Origin of the sequence: Gordonia phthalatica (assembly GCF_001305675.1) — a bacterium.
In the GTDB taxonomy this organism is placed as follows: Bacteria; Actinomycetota; Actinomycetes; order Mycobacteriales; family Mycobacteriaceae; genus Gordonia; species Gordonia phthalatica.
The window spans coordinates 3,532,780-3,553,733 of the sequence record NZ_CP011853.1; the positions used below are offsets into that span (position 1 = coordinate 3,532,780).

Genomic DNA, 20,954 nt, shown 5'->3' on the forward strand with positions numbered 1-20,954 from the left:
TAGTCATCGGGTGACCCACCTCGCCAATCTGCCGCCGCTGAATCAGCGGCGGCAGAGTGGTCGGGGCTACCGTGCGTGCACGCCCATCAGGCCTGCGAGCTGGGTGGCCAGCGGGTTCAGATTCAACTTGTCGGGATCCTTCTTCGGCGTGTTGTCCCACGGCTGCGGAATATCCGGGTTGGCCAGCGGGGCACGAGCTGCGCCGCGCACAGAGGTCGGGTTGCCGACCGGCACGTCACACTTCGCCTTGGTGTTCATCGGGAACTCATCGTAGTTGATGTCGAAGTTCGGATTCTTCTTCTTGATGTCCGCGATCATCTGCTGCGTGCTCTCGTAGCCGCGAGTACAGCTCACCGGGTTGCCGGTCTCGAGCACGATGCCGAAGTGGATCTGACCGTCGCCGGGGGTGATGCTGTGAGCACCCGCCGACAGTGCGGACAGCAGCGCGAACGTGACACCGGTCGCGAACGCGGCGGGCTCGACGTGATCGAGCGTCGCACCCAGCTGATGGATCAGCTTGGTCGCGTCGTCCCCGTTGTCCTGAATGAACTGCGACAGGGTGGTCGCCGTCCGCGGGGCGGTCGCGAGGATCCGACGGATGTCGGGATCCGACGCGCTCAACTGAGCGGCCACCAGATCGAGGTTCTTCGACCAGGCCAGGATCTCGTCCGACTGCTCGGCCTGCGTGCCCAGCACCACGTTCGAGTTCTTGATCAGGCTGACGATGGAATCGAGGTTGTCGATGCCGTGCTTCGAGATCTTGTCGAGCGACGTCACCAGTCGGGTGAGGTCGTCACCCTTGCCGTTGAACGCCTGACCGAGCTCGTTGATGACCTTGCTCAGCTGCTCCACCGGCACCGTCTTGGTGAGGGTGATGGTGTCGGCGATGACGTCCTGCAGCTTCGGCGGAACCTCGGCACCCTGGATGCGGCTGCCGTCCTTCAGGAACGGCCCCTGATCGTTCTTGGGCTGCAGGTCGATGAACTGCTCACCGATCGCCGAACGGTTCGCGAGGACCGCCACCGCGGAGTCGGGAACCTTCGGGCCGCCGGAGTTCAGCAGCAGGGTCACGTCGACCCCGCCCGACGGGACCATCTCCATGGGACCGACGAGACCCACCGGCACGCCGCGGTAGGTGACCTCGGCGTTGGTGAAGACGCCGCTGGCATCGTCCATGTGCAGGTTGACGTTGTAGGTCGACACTCCGACCAGCTTGTCGAGGCGCGCATACTTGGCGCCCACGTAGACGATCGCGAGGACGCCGATGACGGCGAACACGATCAACTGGACCTTGACCAGCCTGGTGATCACTGGCCTTCACCTCCCAGCAGCATCCGCATCGTTCCGTTCATGAAGTTCCCGTCGCGAGTCGGCATCATCGTGTACTGATTCTTCTTCGACGTGGGCTTCTTCTTCGACGTCGGGTTCATCGGGTAGGTGCCACCCGACGGCGGGGTGTTCGGACCCGGTCGCGAGTTCGGTGCCGGCGGCAGCAGCGAGATGGTCGGCCAGCCGTAGCGGGGACCGTTGCCGTTGACGTAGGGGTTGCCCTTGTACACCGGCGGCGGATTCACCGACGGCGGCTGGTACTTCGGCTTGCCCTGGCCGACGCCGAGCGCCTCCAGCTGGTTCAGCAGCCGCAGGTCCACCGTCATGAACAGGTTGGTCGAGTCACCGTGCACACCCGGAAGCAGGTCGTCCGGGAACGGGATGGTCGGGATCAGCGGAATCGCGGTGACGGCGTCCTGCGCGGACTTCGACAGCTCCGACAGGATCGGCCTCAGCGCCTTGAGATCGGTGATGATCTCGTCGTGTGCCTTGCCGAGGATCGCGGTGCCGACGTCGCCGAGGTCGTCGAGCTTGGTCAGCAGGTCCACGAACTGCGGCCGCTGCTCCTCGAGCACCTTGACGCCTGCGGGCAGCTCGTTCAGGATGCGCTCGATCTGATCGGTCTGCTGGTTGGCCCGGTCCGACAGGCGGCTGACGCCGTCGACGGCGCGAATGATGTCGTCGCGCTGACGATTCAGGTTGCCGATCAGGATCTCGGACTGCTTCAGCAGCGAACGGACCGCGGAGGGACGATCACCGAGCGCCTCGTTGAGCGAGGTGATGATCGGCTCCAGCTGGTTGATGCCGCCACCGTTGAGCAGCATCGACAGGGCGCCGAGGAGCTGCTCGATGTCGGTGACCGTGCGGGTGCGGCTCGACTGGATGGTCTGCGACTCTGGCTGCCGCGGGGTGGCCGGAGTGGCCTCCGGCGACTCGTTCAGCGCCACGAACTTCTCGCCGAGCAGGTTGGTCTGCTGCACCGAGGCCGACGCCTTGTCGGACAGATCCACGCTGTTCTTGACCTTGACGGTCACGACCGCGTTCCACGAGTCCTTTGGCACCTCGACCTTGGTGACCTGCCCGACGGGAATGCCGTCCTGCTTCACCACGGACTGCGGCACCAGGTCGAGGATGTCGTCGAACTGGATCTTGTATGTGCGCGGGTTGTCGCCCACGTCCACACCGCCGGGCAGCGGTACCGACTGGATGCCGGCGCAGCCGGTCAGCGTCAGGACCGACACGAGTGCAGCGCCCATGCCGGCGACGCGCGTGCGCGTCGACAACTTCACCTTCATCGCTGTCCTCCAGGCAGTCTCGGATCGGGGTTGCCGCTGTTGGTTCCCGGAGCCGGGTTCTTCTGCTCCTTGTCACCGCTCAGGATTCCGAACGGCAGGACCGGCAGCATCGGGGTCAGAACACCGTCGGTGATCTGCTTGCCGACCGCCTTGCAGTTGTTGACCAGCGGGGCCAGCTTGCGGCTGAAGTCCACGGCCATCGGGTTGCCCGGCAACAGCTTGCCGAGGTCGAGCAGCTTACAGGTGGCACCGAGCGGATCCTGAGCCTCCGGGAAGTTCAGGCGCATGGCGAGCGTGCCCGACTCCGCGTCGTAGGTGTTGATCAGGTTGCTGAGCACCACCGGGATCACCGTCAGGATCTCCAGCAGGTGATCCTTGTTGTCCAGGAGCGCCTGACCGGTCGGCTGCAGGTCGCGAATCGCGTCGCCGAGCTTCTTGTTGTTGTCGGCGACGAAGGTCGCGACATCGCCGAGCGCGTACGACAGGGTGTTCAGCGCCTGGCCGAGCTGATCGCGTTCCCCGGCGAGGAACGTGTTGAACGAGGCCATCTGCGTGTTGAACTGACGCACCTGGCTGTCGTTCTCGCGGAGTGCACCGACGAAGACGTCCAGGTTCTTGATGGTGCTCACCAGGTCGTCGCTACCGTTCGACAGCGTGCCCGCCGCCTTCGACAGGTTGGTGATCGCGTCACCGAGCTTGGCGCCGTTGCCGTCGAGGCTCTTGGAGAAGACGTCGACGAAGTCGGTGACCGCGCCGCGAGGCGACTCCGTGTCCTTCTTATTGGCACCGTCCGGGCCGAGCGACTTCGACAGCTTCTGCAGGTTGGCGTAGATCGCGTCGATCTCGACCGGGACTCGCGTCTGCTTGGTCGACAGCTCGATGTCGCTTCCGGCCTTCGCTCCCCCGGTGTACGCGGGAATCAACTGCACGTAGCGGTCGGCGACGATCGACGGGATGATCTGCACGGCCTTCACGTCGGCGGGGAGCTCCACGCCGCGGTTGACCCGCATCTGCACCTTCACGGTCTCGCCCTGCGGCTCCACCTTGGTGACCTTGCCGACGTCCACGCCGAGGACGCTGACGTTGCTGCCCTCGTAGATGCCGACGGCGCTGTTGAAGGTCGCCGTGATCTTAGTGGTGCCGATCAGGGTCGACGCCCAGTAGCCGCCCGCACCGATGATGAGGAGCAGGACCGCACCGAGTGCGCCGTAGACGATGTTCTTCTTGCTGAAGAATCCCGAGGACTGATCCGAGTTGCTCATCGGGGACCTCCATTATTGACATTCTTCTGCATGTTCGGCGGCCGCGTCGTGTTCTGCTGCGGCAGAGCCGGCGGCAGGAGGTTGGTCACGGTGGCCTCGAACCAGCGCCCGTTGCCGAGCACGTTGGCGTACAGCCGGTAGAACGGCGCCATGTAGGTGATGGTGTCGCGCACGTTCTTGTTCTGGCGGGTCAGCAGGTCGGTGACGCCCTTGAGGGAGTCGAGGGCCGGGCCGAGCTGCTTCTCGTTGTCCCGAACGATGCCGGTGAGCGCCTTGCTGAGCGAGGTGGTGCTGGCCAGCAGTGCGGAGATGTCCTTCTGCCGGTTGTTCAGCTCCTTCAGCAGCACGCCGGTACCGGCGATCAGCTTCGTGAACTCCTCGTTGCGGTCGGCCAGGATCTTCGACGAGTCCTTGGTGGCCTTGAGCAGCTTCTGCACCTCGGCGTCGCGGCTGGCGATGGTGTTCGACAGTCGCGAGATGCCGGTCAGCGAGGAGCTGATGTCCTTGGAGTTGGTGCCCGAGAAGGCGTGCGACAGTGCGCGGAGCGATTCCGCCACCTTGTCGGTGTCGACGTTCTCGATCTGATCCGCGGCGTCACCGAAGGCCTCGATGACGTCGTACGGCGACACCGTGTCGGTGAGGGGTTCGCTCGGATCGGCGAGATCGGTGCCCTTCGGGTTCAGTGCCAGGTACTTCTGGCCCAGGACCGTCTTGATCTGGATCGAGGCCTGCGTCTGGTTGCCGATCCACGTGTTGTTCGCGGTGAACTTCACGTCGACCTTGTCGCGGTTCAATGAGACGTCGGTCACTTCACCGACCTTGACGCCCGCGACACGGACCTCGTTGCCCGCCTTGAGGCCTGCGGCCTCGTCGAACACCGCGGTGTAGCGCGCGCCTGCTCCGACCAGCGGAAGGTCCTTCAAGTAGAAGGACGAGACCGCGGCCATGATCAGGATCAGCAGACCCATTGCACCGATGCTCACCGCGCTTCGCCGTCCGGCGAAGCGGCGACTCTTCTTCGGCGTCGTCGGCACCGGCGGCTTGCCGTCCGGAGTTTCCTGTTGGTCGCTCATGCGTTACCTCCCTCCCGGCTGGTTGTTCCGCCAGCAACGCGTCGCGGCGCTGGTGTAGAGAACGTGGTTGATGTTCGGCAGCGGAATCACCGGCTGGGTCAGCCTGGTGGACTTGCCGTTGCCTGCGACGACGTCGATGCCGCACATGTAGAACTGGAACCAGGAGCCGAAGGTCGCGGCGCGACCGATCCGCTGGAGCTTGACCGGCAGGTTGGTGAGCGCCTGCTCGATGTCGTCGGTCCGCGTGTTCAGCTGGTCCGACAGCGACTTGATCCCGGCGACGTCGCCCTGGATGGCCGGCCGCGTCTTGCTGAGGATGGAGCCGGTGACCGTGGTCAGGTTCGACACCGACGTGATGGCCGAGCCGACCGAGTCACGCTGCGCGGCCAGACCGGTGATCAGCTTCTCGGTGTTCACCAGCAGGCTGGTGAACTGGTCGTCGTTGCGGTTCACCGTGTCCAGGACCTTGGTCAGGTTGGTGATCATGTCGCCGATCACCTTGTCCTTGTCGGCCAGTGCGTTGGTGAGGCTCGACGTGTCGTCGATCAGGCTGCCGATCGTGGTGTCCATGTCGCCCTGGAAGACCTTGATGATGGTCTCCGCGAGCTTGTTCATGTCCTCGGGGGTGATCTGCTTGAACAGCGGGCGGAACCCGTTGAACAGTTCCGTCAGGTTCACCGCGTCGTGGGTGCTGGGCTCCTGGCCCGCCACGTTGCGGAACGTGAAGCCCTGGTCGACGGTGTCGCCGAGGGCTCCGGGGCCCTTCTCCAACGCCATGTACCGCAGGCCGGTCAGGTTCCGGTAGCGGATGGAGAGCTGGGTGCCGCGCGGGAGGCGGTCCCGGTCGACGCTGAAGCTGACCAGTGCCTTGTTGCGGTCGGTGATCTCGACGGAGTCGATCTGGCCGACGCGGACGCCCGCGATGCGGACGTCGTCACCGGGGTTGAGCATGGCGGCGTCGTCGAAGACGGCCTTGAAGTTCGAGCTTCCGCCCGAGCCGGCGTTGGCGATGGTCAGGCCGAGCATCGCGGTCGCGATGATCGTGATGACGGCGAAGACGATCAGCTTCACCAGGGGTGCGACGATGCCTCTCACTTAACAGTCACCTCCGCTCCCTGCAGCGCACCTGCGCCGATGTAGGTGATCCACGTCGGAACCTCTTCGGGGTTGATGCCGGAAGCAGCGGCGTACATGACCTTCAGCTGCTTCTGGTAGTCGGAATCGGAGATCTTCCCGCTGGGCGCAACGCTGAACTGCGGCTGCGGCAGGTCGGGCCAGGTGCTCGGACCGGCGTTGCGCGACGGCGGCTGGTACGAGCCGTCGGGAACGCTGCCGCCCGGGTACTGCGGGAACGGACGACCGTTGGTGGCGGGCTGGTAGCAGCGGGCCGGCGGGTTCTTCCAGTTCATCCGCGGCTCGTCCTGGTTCGGCAGGTAGCGACCGCGCGGGTTCACGAACTGCAGGTTCACGCGGACGCCGGGGTTGGCCGTGCCCTTGCCGACGATGGTGCCGATCTTCGGCATGATCTTGGCGAAGTTGTTGAACATGCACCCGAACGTCGGCGACTGCATGGCGAGTCCCTTCAGGAAGGGCTCCGAGTCGATGAACAGGTCGAGCATGTCCTTCTTGTTCTTCTTCAAGAACTTGGTGGTGTCCACCGCGGCCACACCCAGCGTCTGGATGGTGGAGCGCAGGTCGCTCTGCCGCTCGACGATCGTGTTGCCGGTGACGCGGAGGTTGTCGAAGGCGTCGATAATGTCCGGCAGTGCGGTCGCGTAGGTCTGCGAGAAGGTCGCGAGGCCGCGGATGGTGCCCTGCAGGTCGTCCATGTTCGCGTTGACGCGCTTGAAGATGGTGTTCAGGCGCTCGACGATCTCACCGATCTGGTGGCCCTTGCCGCCGATGGCCTGCGAGATCGCGCTCAGCGTGACGTTCAGGTCCTGCGGCGGGATGGCCTTGATGACCGGCAGCAGCGCGTCGAAGAGGTCCTCGACCTCGGCCGCGTTGCCCTGCTTGTCGGTCGTGATGACCGATCCCTCGTGCAGGGTGCCGCCGTCGGAGTTCTTCGGGATCTGCAGCGCGATGTAGCGCTCGCCGAACAGGGTCTTCGGCAGGACACGCGCGGTGGTGCCGTCGGGCAGGTTCTTCATCTGGTCCGGGGTGATCCGGAGTTCGACGGCGACCTTGCCGCCCGGCTGCACGTTCACGGCGTGGACGGCGCCGACGACGACACCGTTGGCCTTGACGTCGGCATTCTTGACCAGCGAGTTGCCTGCGTTGTCAGTGCGCAGGGTGATCGTCTTGTACGTGTCGAAGCCGCCGCTGAACTTCACCAGCGAGACGACCAACAGGCCGATCACGACGGCGAAGAACACCAGGCCCAACAGCCTTCGTTTCAGTGTCTTCACGCTTGCCTAACCTCCCACTCGGATCGACGTGGTCGTACCCCAGATCGCCAGGCCCAGGAAGAAGTCCATCACCGCGATCAGCACGAGGGCTGTTCGCACGGCGTGACCGACGGCCACACCGACGCCTGCCGGGCCGCCACTGGCGAAGTAGCCGTAGTAGCAGTGGATCAGGATGATGACGAACGCGAATATCAACACCTTGCCGAACGACCAGAGGACGTCGACGGGTGGCAGGAACAGATTGAAGTAGTGGTCGTACGAGCCGGTCGACTGGCCGTTGAAGACGGTGTTGACCACCCTCGACGCCAGGTAGGCGGCCATCAGACCCAGAACGTACAGCGGGATGACGGCGATGAAGCCGGCGATGACGCGCGAGGAGACGAGGAACGGGACCGACGGGACGGCCATGACCTCGAGGGCGTCGATCTCTTCCGAGATGCGCATGGCGCCGAGCTGGGCGGTGAAGCCGCAGCCGACCGTCGCCGAGAGCGCCAGGCCTGCGACCAGCGGCGCCACCTCGCGGGTGTTGACGTAGGCCGACAGGAAGCCGGTCAGCGCCTGGGAGCCGATCTGGTCCAGGGCCGCGTAGCCCTGCATGCCGACCACGACGCCGGTGAAGCCCGACATCAGGACCATGACGCCCACGGTGCCGCCGATGACGGCGAGACCGCCGGAGCCGAAGGCCACCTCGGCGAGCAGGCGCATCACCTCGCGGGTGTAGTGCACCAGGGTCTTGGGGATCCAGGCGAGCGTGCGGCCGTAGAACGACATCTGCTCGCCGGCGCCGTCGAGCAGCTTCAGCGGACGGCCGAGCTGCTTGCGTGCCTCATAGAGCAGGTATTCGGGCCTGCTCTTGGAGATCGTCACACCACGTGTCATGACTAACCAACCTTCGGCGGGACGATCTGCAGGAAGACCGCAGTGATGATCAGGTTTGCGAAGAAGAGCAGCAGGAACGTGACGACGACGGACTGGTTGACCGCGTCACCGACGCCCTTCGGGCCGCCCTTCGGGTTGAGGCCCTTGTAGGCGGCGACCACACCTGCGATGACACCGAAGATCACGGCCTTCAATGTCGAGATGTAGAGGTCGGGCAGCTGGGCCAGTGCGCCGAACGACGCGAGGTAGGCGCCGGGCGTTCCGCCCTGGACGACCACGTTGAAGAAGTAGCCTCCGCCGATGCCGACGACGGCGACCAGGCCGTTGAGCAGGACGGCCACGAGGACCATCGCCAAGACGCGGGGCACCACCAGACGCTGGATCGGGTTGATGCCGAGCACTTCCATGGCGTCGATCTCTTCACGGATCGTTCGTGATCCGAGGTCGGCGGCCACTGCCGAGCCCGCAGCACCGGCGACCAGCAGGGACGTCACCAGTGGCGAGCCCTGCTGGACGACGACGAGGACCGACGCCGCACCGGTGTACGACTCGGCGCCGAGCTGCTTGATCAGCGAACCGGTCTGCAGCGAGACGATGGCGCCGAACGGGATCGCGATGAGCGCGGTCGGCAGAATCGTGACGCTGGCGATGAACCAGGCCTGCTGGATGAATTCACGCAACTGGAACGGTCGCGCGAAGAGCTGGCGGGCTACGTCGACGAAGAGCTGGACGATGTTACCGGTTTGGGCGAGGGCACCCTCACCGGCATTCGCAATCTTGTCGACACCACGCGAAGTGGCGCTTGTCATGCCTGATTACTCCCCTTGTCCATCAGACTTGCGGACGGCCGTCTCGATCGCGGACGTGTCGATCGGCTGAGTCAGTGCGTCGTCGCCTGCGGTGGCGTAGACATCGGTCGGACGGTCGATGACCTCGGTCGGGCGGTCGGAGACCACGTTGGCCTGCGCGAGGGCAGCGTTGATACCCGCCTCGGAGCTGAAGTCCGTGTTCGCCAGGGCGACGAGCGTCGCGACCGACTCCGGAGACTCCGCGGCGCGCGCATCCTCCTCGGCGATCGAGGCGCGGATGGCGGCCTGCGCGTTGGGAGGGAGGGTCGGCAGCATCCGAAGGACGTTGGCGCGGTGACGGATCGAGGCCTTGCGGACCTGGACGCCCGGGTTCGGTTGCACCTGCGGGATGATCTCGGAGAAGTCGTCCTGCGTACCACCGCCGGAGATGCCCGCGGCCTGCATCGCGGCCTCGGCCGCGGCGATCGCCTCGTCCTTCTCCTCCGACATGCCGATGGGGCCGAAGCGGTCACCGGCGAGGAACTGCTTGACGACTGGCTGATCCGAGGTAAGGAGCTGCTCGCGCGGACCGAACATGACCAGTTCCTTGCGGAAGAGCATGCCGATGTTGTCCGGGATGGTGCGGGCGATGTTGATGTTGTGCGTGACGATCAGGATCGTCGCGTCGATCTCCGCGTTGATGTCGATCAGCAGCTGGGAGATGTAAGCGGTACGCACGGGGTCGAGGCCGGAGTCCGGCTCGTCGCAGAGGATGATCTCGGGGTTCAGCACGAGAGCTCGAGCGAGGCCGGCGCGCTTACGCATACCACCCGAGATCTCACCGGGGAGCTTGCCCTCGGCACCGGCCAGACCGACCAGCTCCATCTTCTCCAGGACGATGCGACGGATCTCATCCTCCTTCTTCTTCGTGTGCTCACGAAGCGGGAAGGCGATGTTGTCGAACAGGGTCATCGAGCCGAACAGTGCGCCGTCCTGGAACAGGACGCCGAACAGCTTGCGGATCTCGTAGAGCTCCTTGGCCGAGCACTCGGTGATGTCGGTGCCGTCGATGATGACCGAACCCTGCTCCGGATGCAGCAGGCCGATCAAGGTCTTCAAGAAGACCGATTTACCGGTACCGGACGGTCCCAGCAGTGCGTTGACCTCGCCCGCAGGCAGGGTCAGGGTTACGTCTCGCCAGATGTTCTGCGAGCCGAACGACTTGGTTAGCCCCTCGACTTTGACCTCAACACCCACAGTGTCCTCCAGACCTTTCGTATGTACCGCGTACGAGGTGCGAGGCGCGCCGCTCCCCCTACAGAGTTTCCGCTGCCACTCGCCCGGGAAGGCTGTGGCTGCGGTCACTCTAACGCACCAGGGTCTTTCGTCGTACTTCAGTACCCGAAGGTAAACCGGAGCAAAAGTACTTGTACCCGTCAGTAACGTATTGGTGTGCTGAGAATACATAAAGAAGCCGCGTGTTCCAAAGCGAACCGAACATCCGAAGGAGACCTTCATCACTCATGGGAATATCACGCCGCGGACCGGTTCGGCAGACCGTCGTAAGACCGCCTGTACGGCCTGCTGCGCGCCTTCCGTCCACCGACACACCCACGGGACCATCGATGCCGCAGACAGCGAATGAGGCCCACAGGTTTCCCTGCGGGCCTCATTCGACTTCGCCCGACGGCGAGAAGATGCGCTAAGCGCTCAGTCTCACTTGAGCGAGACCTTGGCGCCGGCCTCTTCCAGCTTGGCCTTGGCAGCCTCGGCGTCTTCCTTGCTGACCTTCTCCAGGAGAGCCTTCGGAGCGCTCTCGACGAGGTCCTTGGCCTCCTTCAGGCCCAGACCCGAGACGACCTCGCGGACGACCTTGATGACCTGGATCTTCTTGTCGCCTGCGCCCTCGAGGACGACGTCGAACTCGTCCTGCTCAGCGGCGGCCTCGGCGCCGGCGGCCGGAGCACCGGCAGCAGCGACGGCGACCGGAGCAGCGGCGGTGACCTCGAAGACCTCTTCGAACTTCTTCACGAAATCGCTGAGCTCCAGCAGGGTCAGTTCCTTGAACTGATCGATGAGCTCGTCAGCGGTGAGCTTCGCCATGATGGCGTCCTTCCGTTAATCCCTATGCGGGGAACCTGCGGTGCAGGTTGGTTTATGGGGTGGTGGCCCGCACGGCGGCAGCCGCTTGAACCGGGTGGAGTCAAGTCGACTACGCGGCGTCGCCGGCAGCTTCCTGCTTCTCCTGCAGAGCCGCGGCGAGTCGCGCGACCTGCGATGCGGGCTGGTTGAACAGCCCTGCGGCCTTTGCCAAGTTGCCCTTCATGGCGCCTGCCAGCTTGGCCAGCAGGACCTCGCGGGTCTCCAGGTCGGCGATCTGCTCGATCTCAGCCACGGACAGCGCACGGCCGTCCATGTAGCCGCCCTTGATGACCAGGTTCTTGTTGTCCTTGGCGAACGTCTTGATCGCCTTGGCAGCCACAACCGGCTCACCTTCGATGAAGGCGATCGCGGTCGGACCGGTGAACAGGTCATCGAGACCCTCGACGCCCGCCTCTGCGGCAGCACGCTTGGTGAGGGTGTTCTTGGCGACGGAGTAGACAGCGCCTTCGCCGAGCGAACGACGCAGCTCCTGGATCTGCGGAACCGTGAGACCGCGGTATTCCGTGATCACAGCGGCGGTCGAGTCCTTGAACTGCCCCGCAATCTCTGCGACGGCAGAAACCTTGTCAGCCTTAGCCATACTTCGCCTCCTCTCGTGTCACATTCGTTGCGTCCCGGCGAACCGGGGCGCGGGTATCCAGACTGTGCGGTGGAGGCGGGGCGCTCGACGAGGTGCCTGCAGAAAAGGAAAGCGCCCCGGGCAGGAGGCACGGGGCGCACAGATCCCATGACGGAGGACCGCCATGGGTGAAGTCTCACCACGTTCATCCTGCGTGGGCCGCCGACTCTCATCGGGCCTTCGATCGGAACACGTCCGACAACCAACGGTCTCTGGTTGAACTGACGCAGCGAGCATGGCTCACTGCACCGACGAATAGGCTACTGCCCATGTCCATCGAATCCAAATCGACGGTTCAGGACCGCGCGGCCGCCGCGCAGGTCGCGATCGCCTCCCGGAGTCTCCGCCCGCTGCTGGGTTGGGTGCCGGGCACTCTGATCGGCGCCGTCGCCTGGCCGCCCGTCACCCATCCGCGACGACGCGACCGGTGGACGGCGTCGTGGAACTACTGGTGGCAGGCGCACCTGGTGGACCTGCTCGTCGACGGCGCGATCCACCGCGACGACGATCGGTGCGCCGCCGACGCCGTCGCGCTCCTGCGCGGAATCCGGCTGCACAACGGCCTCCTCTGGACCAACGACTACTACGACGACATGGCGTGGATGGGCCTGGCGATCGAGCGTGTCGACCGCCATCTGCACCGATCGCATCCGTGCGCCCGGCGGGCGCTGTCGTCGAAGATGGTCGACGCCTGGTCGCCCGCGCTGGGCGGCGGCATCCCGTGGCGGACCACCGACACCTTCTTCAACGCACCCGCCAACGGGCCCGCCGCCATCCTCCTGGCCCGGACCGGGCACGGCGAGCGGGCCGTCGCGATGGCCGACTGGATCCACCGTGAGCTGCTGCTTCCGTCGGGGTTGATCGCCGACGGCCTGTGGGTGCGGCCGGGCGGAGTGCGCGAACTCGACGGGACGACGTTCACCTACTGCCAGGGCGTCGCGCTCGGCGCGGAGGTGGAGGCTTACCGGCTCACCGCCGACCGGATCCACCTCGATCGCATCGACGCGTTGTTGCGCGCGGTGCAGGACCGGATGACCACCGACGGCGTCGTCTCGGGCGCGGGCGGCGGCGACGGCGGCCTGTTCAACGGGATCCTGGCCCGATACCTGGCGTTGGTCGCGACCGACCTTCCGGGCGACGCCGCCGGCGTCGACGAGTTGCGGGCGCGCTCGAGCGAGATCGTCCTCCGCAGCGCGGAGTCCGTCTGGGAGCATCGGGCCGTCGCGCCCGACGGTCTTCCGGTGTTCGGACCGGACTGGCGCAAGCCCGCCCGGATCCCCGACGATTCGGGTCGCGGCGCGAGAAAGATCGGCGGAGCCGTCTCGTCCTCGCAAACTCCCGAGCGAGATCTGTCGGTCCAGATCTCCGCCGGATTTGTGCTCGAAGCTGCGGTTTCAGTCACAATCAGGTCAAGCGAGCACACCGGTTCAGCAAACTCGGATTAACAATCTGGCACCCAAACGTTTTAGATTGATGAGACGTCCGCGTGATGCAAGCCACAGCCGCATCGGCGAGGACCCGCGCAACCGCTTTCGTACATGGCAAAGGGGGGACCAGGAAATGACGCTCGACTACGACGTGTCTGAAGGTCGCTTCGCAGTACCGAACCACCGCCCGACGTTGATGCCGGCACCCGAGTACCGAGATGCGGCCGGTGGCGCCGCCGCCCTGGAATGGCGTCAGGCCGTCGACGGCGACAAACGGTACCCGCGCGTGCACATCGACCGCAGCGTCCGCCTGACGATGAGCGACGGCGTCCGCCTCCGCGCCACCGTCGTCCGCCCCGCCAATCGCTTCGGTCAGCCGGTCCGCACTCCCCTGCCCGCCGTCCTCAACGTCAACCCGTACAACCGCGCCCTCCTCGACGGCATCGATCACACGCTGCACGCACCGGTCATCGGCAGCACCGTCAAGACCGCGAGCGCGACGTTCACCACCGACGAGGGCTCACTCGCCGGCCTCTCCCGCATCACCCGCACCTTCTCGAAGGGCCTGTGGGACGTCTTCGGCGTCAACCGCGAACTGGTCCGCTCCGGGTACGTGCAGGTCCTGGTCGACGTCCGCGGCACCGGCACCTCCCACGGCAAGTGGCAGATCCTCGGTCCGCGCGAGCAGCAGGACAGCCTCGAGGTGATCGACTGGATCACCCGGCAGAGCTGGTACGAAGGCGGCGTCGGGATGACCGGCTGGTCGTATTCGGCCATCAACTCCCTGCAGGCTGCAGCATTGCGCCCCGAAGCCCTCAAGGCCGTCTTCGCGGTGGAGGGCAGCGAGGACATCGTCCGCGACATCTACATCACCGGCGGCATGCCGTCGGCGTTCATCCCGTTCTGGTTGGCCCTGGTGAACGGTCTCAAATGGGTGCCGAATCCGGCGACCGCCGTCGCCGACGTGCTCCGCGGTGACGGCTACCGCTGGCTCGCCTCCCGGATGAAGTCGCCGGCGACGGAGATGCCGTCGCTGATGTGGGGCTTCCTGACCGCCCGCGACGACCGCATCTTCGACGATCCGTACTTCGCCGAGCGCGATCCGATCATCGAGAACATCACGTGTCCCACGTTCACGGTCGGCGGCTGGCACGATCTCTTCGGCCGCAGCGCCACCCGCGTGTACTCCAAACTGCAGATGGAGCCGGGCCGCAAGCAGGTCCTCATCGCCGACGGCTACCACTTGGACCCCGGCTGCGACCACCAGCGGCCGTACAGCCCGCCGCGTCTGGACGTCTTGCAGCGCGCCTGGTTCGACCGGTGGCTCAAGGGCATCGAGAACGGCGTCGACGGGTACGGCCCGGTCACCATGGAGCAGCAGGGCGGTGGCTGGTCGTGCGGACCGGCGTTCCCCCGCCCCGAGGTGACTCCGCGTCGCCTGTTCCTCACCGAGGAGCCCACCGGCACCGCGATGCACACGCAGCACGACGGCAGCCTCCGCAACGGTCGCGCCTCGCGCAGGCGGTCGTTGCGGATCCGCCCGAGCCTTCGCGGCTTCGTCTCCCGCGACCTCTCGCAGGTCACCGCGGGCCTGTCGATCGTCCTCGGTGAGAAGTTCACCAAGGACGCGTCGTTCCAGGAGGAGTCGGCGCTCAGCTTCACCAGCGAGGCGGTATCGCGACCCACGCAGATCTCCGGTGCCATGAACCTGCGCCTCAACGTCTCCACCACCGCCCACGAGGGCATCTGGGCAGTCACCGTGAACGACGTCGCCGCCGACGGCACATCCACAGTGCTGACCAACGGCGCACTGACCGCATCCAACCGGGCGCTGGACCCGTCGCGGTCCACGTACGACGCCGACGGCGCCCTGCTGGACGCCTACCACTATCTGTCGCGTGAGCGGCGTCTTCCGGTGCCCGCGGACGAGCCGGTCCGGATCGACGTGGATCTGGTCCCGACCGATGCCGTTCTGCAGCCCGGCCACCGGCTGCGTGTGGACGTCTACGCGGCCAGCCTGCCCCGCTACCTGACGATCGTGCCGGACCTCATCAAGGCCCGCGGCCGCCGCCAGCAGTTGGTCCTGGACCCGGCCAAGCCGAGCTACCTGACCTTCCAGACCGACGGCGACCTCGGCGCCGACCCCGTCCCCGTGGTGACCGCGACCGCCGTTCGCTGACCGGTCGGCGCGGGAGCGTCCCAGCGGACCTCACGGGGTTTCGACTCACTGCGTCGCAGACAGCCCGCTGTCGCCGAAGATCACCCGGTAGACCAGGGCCGTCTCGGGCCCCATCACCAGGTCCACCAGGTCGATCAACGTGGCGACGAACGACGGCCCGTGCGCCGGATCGGCGATCTCGTCGAGGTGGTGCGCCAGTTCGTGCACGACCACCAACTCGCGCAGCGCCCAGCGCCCCTCCGCCGAGTCCGGGACCGCGATGGTGGTGCCGCCTCGCTCGTAGTGGGCGGCACGATGGCCGCGTCGCGCCCTCACGACCACCGGCAGCGCGGCTCGCTCGAACCGCTCCCCCACCGGCCCCAGCGCGAGCACGCGCTCGACGTAGGCGGCGACGTCGTCCACCGTCCCGAACCGCGCCTCGGCGGGCACCGTGAGGTGAGCACCGACGATCTGGACGGTGTGTGCGCTGCCCGCGCGGTCGAGCATCCGGTGCACCATCCGCTCTGCGTCGTATACGCGCGAGCGCGCGTGGTCCCGGCTCACCGGTCCAGTGCGCCTCGGGCACCGCCGAGCCGTCCGTCCGCCCCGATCCGGGCGCGTTTGCCTGCCCGGTCGCCGGCTTGGCGGGCCGCCGTCGAATAGCCCGCCCTGGCGCTGGTCGGCCGCCAGTGGCCGCGCGCCGTGGACTCGGCGCGGTAGAAGTCCTTGACCTCGATCTCCTTGTCGCGCATCGCGACGGCGGTCGACACCGATCGTCCCGCTCCCCCGACGGTCGACGTGGCGTCCTCCATGGCCTCCGCCTGCTGGGCGTCGCGGGCCTCCCGCAGGCGGGCACCGATACGACTGGCGAACGCCGACTGGAAGTTGAGGCGGGCGGTGATGGGTGAGAGCGCCTTCTCCTCCACCACGCGGCGTCGCACGTAGCCGTTGGTCCGGGTCACCACCTGCCGTGCCGTCTGGCCCTTGTACGCACCCGATTTCAGGTAGGCGTCGCTGGCGGCGACCATCTGGATCACCAGCGAGGTGTACAGCGCTTCGCAGGCGTCGATATCCGATTCGAATCCGTAGGCGATCACGAAGGTCGAGTTGGAGGCGACGTCGCAGGTGATGTCATTGGCCTGGGCGATCTGCACGAACAGCTGCACGTAGGTCCGCAGCCCTCGTTTGCCCGCCTTGCCGATGTGCACCTGGCGGGTGATCGGCGACGCCGCCTTCCGCGCGGCGGGGTCGTGCGCCCGGGCCAGGGCGAGGTCGATCGACGCGGCGGTGGCCAGTCGTTGCGCGGCCGCCATGAAGGCCTCGGCCTCGTGTTCGTTGTCGGTCCCCTCGGCCTGCCTCAGCAGCCCGCCGATCTTCGTCAGCAGTTTGTCGTCGCGCATGCTGCCACGGTAATGATCGGCCCTGATGTCTGGCGAACCGGTTGTCCACAGGTTCCGGCACGTTGTCCACAGTTCGCCGTACCACCCGTCTCAGGGCGCCGAAGTCCACTCAGTCGGGCAGGCGGCACTCTCAGAAACTGAAGAACCAGGGATTCGCTGAGCACACGAGTTTCGGATACCGCTGCGGGTCGAGCGTGTTCAGCACGATCGACAGCGCTCGAGGCGAATAGGACATCGAGATGTGATCGGACACGTCCTGCTCGCAGCCGTTCTGCAGCGTGATGTTCTTGACGTTGCGGCCACCGGGAAGGAAGGTCCGATCGTACGGGGTGCTCACCTCGTCGTATCGAGTCGCCACGATCGTGTACTGAACGTCTGGGTAGACCCGCTTCTGCTTGCTGTCGTGGAACGGTGCGCGGTTGTTCACATACTTGACGGTGGCCGAGTCGATCGTCTGGTCGATGCCTGCTGATCCGACCAGAAGCGTCACGGGTGCCAACACATCGAGGCCCGCGGTGGTGAGTGTCCGTCCGAGCCAGCCGATTCCGAGCAGCGTGGTGCCGTTATTGGTGGCGCCGAGGGTGACGAGGTTATTCACCTTCGTGTGACCGTTGTAGCGCTTCATCCAATAGCGCGCCAACAAGCCGCCCTGAGAGTGACCGATGAGGTCGATCTTCTTCGCACCCGTCTCGGCCAGGACCTTCGAGATGTACGGGGCGATCTGCTCGGCGGAACGGCTGACCTCGGCGACACCGCCCGTGTTGGGAAGAACCGTGCCGAGGCCGCCGACGTCGAGCAGATCGGTGCGCCCGTAATTCGGGGCGAAGACGCAGTAGCCGGCCTTCTTCAGCACCGGGGCGAGTGCAGCCCAGTTGTCATAGGCGTTCTCCCACGTGCCGTGCAGCAGTACTACGGGGTTCTGCCCCGACTTCGGCTTGCAGTTCCAGTCGTTCGCACCGGACGGCGCGATGCGGGGGTTGAGTTGACCGTGTGCGAACGCGGGCCAGAAGCCGCTCTGCGGCGGCCCGCCCCCGATCGTGCGCTGCACGGGCGGAAGCTTCTTCGTGGGGCCGGTCCAGTCGACCTGATGCTTCAAGCCGTTGACAGCCCGCCCCACGCCCGGTGAGGCGTTGATGAAGTCCGTCAGGCGTTGCGCCGCGTCCACCTCCGACGCCTGTTGAGGCGCGGCAGTTGCCGGCCCTGCGGCCACCACCGGACCGCACATCGTGATGATTGCACCGACCGCGACGAGACCGCGTCGCAGAGTCATCGACCAGACCTTCAAGACTCCCCCTCGAGTAAGAGACCGAATCGAGAGAATTCGCCCTCAAGCAGTACGGGGAGTATATGGACAAACGCCTCGTACGTCAACAATCAGGGGATTCAGGGGCGGGAAGGCCACCCCGAAGAAAGCGAAAGGCGCCTCCCGCCGAAGCGGGAGGCGCCTTTCGTCAACTGTTCTCGCGGAGCCGATCCGTCAGATCAGGCCTCGCCGGCGAAGTTGCGCGTCACCAGCGGGTCCACCTGGATGCCCGGTCCCGAGTTGGTCGAGATGGTGACCTTCTTGACGTAGCGGCCCTTGGCGGCCGACGGCTTCGCGCGCATGATCTCGTCGTACGCGGCACCGTAGTTCTGCGCCAGCTTCTCGGCGTCGAACGACGCCTTGCCGATGACGAAGTGCAGGTTGGCTGCCTTGTCGACGCGGAAGGTGATCTTGCCACCCTTGATGTCGCTGACGGCCTTGGTCACGTCGGTGGTGACGGTACCGGTCTTCGGGTTCGGCATCAGACCGCGCGGGCCCAGGACACGCGCGATGCGGCCGACCTTGGCCATCTGGTCGGGGGTGGCGATCGCGGCGTCGAAGTCCAGCCAGCCGCCCTGGATCTTCTCGATCAGGTCCTCGGCGCCGACCTCGTCGGCACCGGCGGCAGCGGCCTCGGTGGCCTTGTCGCCTGCCGCGAAGACGATGACACGTGCGGTCTTACCAGTGCCGTTCGGCAGGTTGACGGTGCCGCGCACCATCTGGTCCGCCTTGCGGGGATCGACGCCGAGACGGACTGCGACCTCGACGGTCGAGTCGGTGTTCTTCGACGAGGTGTCCTTCGCGAGCGCGACGGCCTCCAGCGGGCTGTACAGCTTCTCGCGATCGATCTTTTCAGCGGCGGCCCGGTAGGCCTTGCTCTTCTTGCTCATGTGCTCTGTTCCTTCTCCCCGCCTTCGGGCGGGAGTTAGTGGTTACTGGGCCGAGCGCGGCCCTCCCACGAGGGTTCGACGGGACTCACCCGCCGAAATGGATCAGCCTTCGACCGTGATGCCCATCGAACGCGCGGTGCCGGCGATGATCTTCGCGGCGGCCTCGACGTCGTTGGCGTTCAGGTCTTCGGTCTTGGTCTTGGCGATCTCGCGGACCTGGTCCATCGTGACCTTGCCGACCTTGTTGACGTGCGGCTCACCCGAGCCCTTCTGCACACCGGCCGCCTTGAGGAGCAGCTTGGCGGCGGGAGGAGTCTTGAGCTTGAAGTCGAACGAGCGGTCTTCGTACACGAAGATCTCGACCGGGATGACGTTGCCGCGCTGCGACTCCGTCGCGGCGTTGTACGCCTTGCAGAACTCCATGATGTTCACGCCGTGCTGACCGAGCGCCGGACCCACGGGCGGCGCCGGGTTGGCCTGGCCCGCCTGGATCTGGAGCTTGATGATCCCGGCGATCTTCTTCTTCTTGGGAGGCATCTCTCTTGTCCTTTTTCCTTACAAATCCGCGCACGCTGGATACGCGGAAGTCTTCGTGTGATGTCGCGGCACGTGGTCGGCCGCGGTGCATCCGTGCGTTAGAGCTTCTCGACCTGGTTGAAGCCGAGCTCGACCGGAGTCTCGCGGCCGAAGATCGAGACGAGGACCTTCACCTTGCGCTGCTCGGTGTTGACCTCGCTGATCGACGCGGGCAGGGTCGCGAACGGACCGTCCATGACGGTGACCGACTCGCCGACCTCGAAGTCGACCTCGACGAGGTTCGACGACGCGGCGATCGCGGCTTCGACACTCTCGCCTGCCGCGGCAGCGGCCTTGGCGGCCTCCGCCTTGCGGACCTCGGCGCGCGGCATCAGGAACTGAACGACTTCCTTGATCGTCAGCGGCGACGGACGCGAGGTCATGCCGACGAAACCGGTGACACCCGGGGTGTTGCGGACGGCGCTCCACGACTCGTCGTTGAGCTCCATGCGAACCAGGATGTAGCCGGGCAGAACCTTGCGGTTCACCTTCTTCGGCTGACCGTTCTTGATCTCGGTGACCTCTTCGATGGGCACTTCCACCTGGAAGATGTAGTCTCCGACGTCGAGGTTCTGAACGCGCGTCTCGAGGTTGGTCTTCACCTTGTTCTCGTAGCCGGCGTAGGAGTGGATGACGTACCACTCGCCGGGCAGACGGCGCAACTCGGCGCGCAGCTGCGCGACCGGGTCGACGGGCTCGGGAGCGGCTTCCGGTGCGGCCGTCTCCGGCTGCGTGGCCTCGGGGGTCTCGTCACCGATCTCCGGTGATTCGATCTCGTTCTCCGGGGTGCTCACTGCCCCACGCTCCTTCGTTGGTCACTCGGGCTGCTCGCCCTGTGGTAATTGCCTGTCAGCCGAACACCAGCAGGGTCAGCTTGGCGAACCCGATGTCCAGTCCCGAGATGAGCGCCGTGAGGAGCACGACGAACACGAAGACTGCGATCGAGTAGTTGATCACCTCGTTGCGCGTCGGCCAGACGACCTTGCGCATCTCCGAGACGACCTGCTTGAGGAAGATCCAGATCCGCACGAACGGGTTCCGGCTGACGCCGGTCGTCGTGTCGGTGGACTCCGCCGTTCGCTCGGCGACTGCCGTGGCAGCCCCCGTGCCGGCACTCCGACGGCCACGCGCCGAGCGCTTGCCGCTGGGACGCAGTTCCTCGGAGTCGGCGACGTCGACGTCGGCCTCGCGGTCGTCGTTGACATCGTCGGAAGCCTTGCGATCGTGCTTGGCCACCTTCTCACCGATCCCTTCGTCTGCTAGTGCCCTGATGGGCAGGGGCGACAGGACTTGAACCTGCAACCTGCGGTTTTGGAGACCGCTGCTCTGCCAGTTGAGCTACGCCCCTTTGCACGGACCCGTCGGCCCGCACTGTGTCCAACCC

Annotated in this window: 20 protein-coding genes and 1 tRNA gene; 2 read left to right on the forward strand and 19 right to left on the reverse strand. The window is 65.8% G+C overall.

The window, feature by feature from the left end; genetic code table 11:
* Positions 1-66: 66 nt before the first annotated feature.
* From ACH46_RS16510 to rplJ, 11 genes are all read right to left on the reverse strand, one after another.
* Positions 67-1,311, reverse strand: a complete 1,245-nt coding sequence (locus ACH46_RS16510) for an MCE family protein (RefSeq protein WP_062393885.1) — start codon at positions 1,309-1,311, stop codon at positions 67-69.
* On the reverse strand, positions 1,308-2,624 hold the full coding sequence (locus ACH46_RS16515; RefSeq protein ID WP_062393886.1) for an MCE family protein: 1,317 nt from the start codon (positions 2,622-2,624) through the stop codon (positions 1,308-1,310). The genes ACH46_RS16510 and ACH46_RS16515 overlap by 4 nt, the downstream gene beginning before the upstream one ends.
* A complete protein-coding gene (locus ACH46_RS16520) occupies positions 2,621-3,886 on the reverse strand; it encodes an MCE family protein (RefSeq protein ID WP_062393887.1) in 1,266 nt (421 codons plus the stop codon). The genes ACH46_RS16515 and ACH46_RS16520 overlap by 4 nt, the downstream gene beginning before the upstream one ends.
* Complete coding sequence (locus tag ACH46_RS16525) at positions 3,883-4,959, reverse strand: MlaD family protein (protein ID WP_062393888.1); 1,077 nt, start codon at positions 4,957-4,959, stop codon at positions 3,883-3,885. Before ACH46_RS16525 ends, ACH46_RS16520 begins: the two co-directional genes overlap by 4 nt.
* A 3-nt stretch (positions 4,960-4,962) precedes the next feature.
* Positions 4,963-6,054, reverse strand: a complete 1,092-nt coding sequence (locus tag ACH46_RS16530) for an MCE family protein (protein WP_062393889.1) — start codon at positions 6,052-6,054, stop codon at positions 4,963-4,965.
* Positions 6,051-7,367: an MCE family protein gene (locus ACH46_RS16535; protein WP_062393890.1), complete on the reverse strand. Its 1,317-nt coding sequence runs from the start codon at positions 7,365-7,367 to the stop codon at positions 6,051-6,053. Before ACH46_RS16535 ends, ACH46_RS16530 begins: the two co-directional genes overlap by 4 nt.
* A gap of 6 nt (positions 7,368-7,373) precedes the next feature.
* Positions 7,374-8,246 (reverse strand): MlaE family ABC transporter permease, encoded by an 873-nt coding sequence (locus tag ACH46_RS16540; RefSeq protein WP_062393891.1) that lies wholly within the window; start codon positions 8,244-8,246, stop codon positions 7,374-7,376.
* Positions 8,247-8,248: 2 nt separating this feature from the next.
* Positions 8,249-9,055: an MlaE family ABC transporter permease gene (locus ACH46_RS16545; RefSeq protein WP_062393892.1), complete on the reverse strand. Its 807-nt coding sequence runs from the start codon at positions 9,053-9,055 to the stop codon at positions 8,249-8,251.
* 6 nt (positions 9,056-9,061) lie between these two features.
* Positions 9,062-10,291: an ABC transporter ATP-binding protein gene (locus tag ACH46_RS16550; protein WP_062393893.1), complete on the reverse strand. Its 1,230-nt coding sequence runs from the start codon at positions 10,289-10,291 to the stop codon at positions 9,062-9,064.
* Positions 10,292-10,750: 459 nt separating this feature from the next.
* The gene (gene rplL, locus ACH46_RS16555) at positions 10,751-11,137 is read right to left on the reverse strand and encodes a 50S ribosomal protein L7/L12 (RefSeq protein WP_062393894.1); all 387 of its coding nucleotides are present in this window, start codon (positions 11,135-11,137) and stop codon (positions 10,751-10,753) included.
* A gap of 109 nt (positions 11,138-11,246) precedes the next feature.
* Positions 11,247-11,777 carry a 50S ribosomal protein L10 gene (rplJ, locus tag ACH46_RS16560; RefSeq protein WP_062393895.1) on the reverse strand — a complete coding sequence of 177 codons (531 nt, stop codon included), beginning with the start codon at positions 11,775-11,777 and terminating at the stop codon, positions 11,247-11,249.
* Between the two features lie 308 nt (positions 11,778-12,085).
* Between rplJ and ACH46_RS16565 the strand changes: the two genes are divergently transcribed.
* Both ACH46_RS16565 and ACH46_RS16570 read left to right on the forward strand, forming a co-directional pair.
* Positions 12,086-13,261 (forward strand): glycoside hydrolase family 76 protein, encoded by a 1,176-nt coding sequence (locus tag ACH46_RS16565; RefSeq protein WP_062393896.1) that lies wholly within the window; start codon positions 12,086-12,088, stop codon positions 13,259-13,261.
* A gap of 115 nt (positions 13,262-13,376) precedes the next feature.
* Positions 13,377-15,422 carry a CocE/NonD family hydrolase gene (locus ACH46_RS16570; protein ID WP_062393897.1) on the forward strand — a complete coding sequence of 682 codons (2,046 nt, stop codon included), beginning with the start codon at positions 13,377-13,379 and terminating at the stop codon, positions 15,420-15,422.
* Positions 15,423-15,467: 45 nt separating this feature from the next.
* Here the strand turns inward: ACH46_RS16570 and ACH46_RS16575 are convergent, their stop codons facing one another.
* The 8 genes from ACH46_RS16575 to ACH46_RS16610 all read right to left on the reverse strand — a co-directional run bounded on the left by ACH46_RS16575 (position 15,468) and on the right by ACH46_RS16610 (position 20,918).
* A complete protein-coding gene (locus ACH46_RS16575; protein ID WP_236995105.1) occupies positions 15,468-15,908 on the reverse strand; it encodes a TIGR04338 family metallohydrolase in 441 nt (146 codons plus the stop codon).
* A 53-nt stretch (positions 15,909-15,961) separates the two neighbouring features.
* Complete coding sequence (locus ACH46_RS16580; RefSeq protein ID WP_062393899.1) at positions 15,962-16,801, reverse strand: DUF2786 domain-containing protein; 840 nt, start codon at positions 16,799-16,801, stop codon at positions 15,962-15,964.
* Positions 16,802-16,931: 130 nt separating this feature from the next.
* Positions 16,932-18,071 carry an esterase/lipase family protein gene (locus tag ACH46_RS16585; protein WP_062395554.1) on the reverse strand — a complete coding sequence of 380 codons (1,140 nt, stop codon included), beginning with the start codon at positions 18,069-18,071 and terminating at the stop codon, positions 16,932-16,934.
* Between the two features lie 212 nt (positions 18,072-18,283).
* Positions 18,284-18,994, reverse strand: coding sequence for a 50S ribosomal protein L1 (rplA, locus tag ACH46_RS16590; protein WP_062393900.1), 711 nt, complete (start codon positions 18,992-18,994; stop codon positions 18,284-18,286).
* Between the two features lie 102 nt (positions 18,995-19,096).
* Entirely contained in the window at positions 19,097-19,531 is a 435-nt protein-coding gene (gene rplK, locus ACH46_RS16595) for a 50S ribosomal protein L11 (protein WP_062393901.1), read from the reverse strand.
* A 98-nt stretch (positions 19,532-19,629) separates the two neighbouring features.
* A complete protein-coding gene (gene nusG, locus ACH46_RS16600; RefSeq protein WP_062393902.1) occupies positions 19,630-20,364 on the reverse strand; it encodes a transcription termination/antitermination protein NusG in 735 nt (244 codons plus the stop codon).
* Between the two features lie 55 nt (positions 20,365-20,419).
* Positions 20,420-20,806: a preprotein translocase subunit SecE gene (gene secE, locus ACH46_RS16605; protein WP_062393903.1), complete on the reverse strand. Its 387-nt coding sequence runs from the start codon at positions 20,804-20,806 to the stop codon at positions 20,420-20,422.
* A 39-nt stretch (positions 20,807-20,845) separates the two neighbouring features.
* Positions 20,846-20,918, reverse strand: a tRNA-Trp gene (locus ACH46_RS16610).
* Positions 20,919-20,954: the final 36 nt, after the last annotated feature.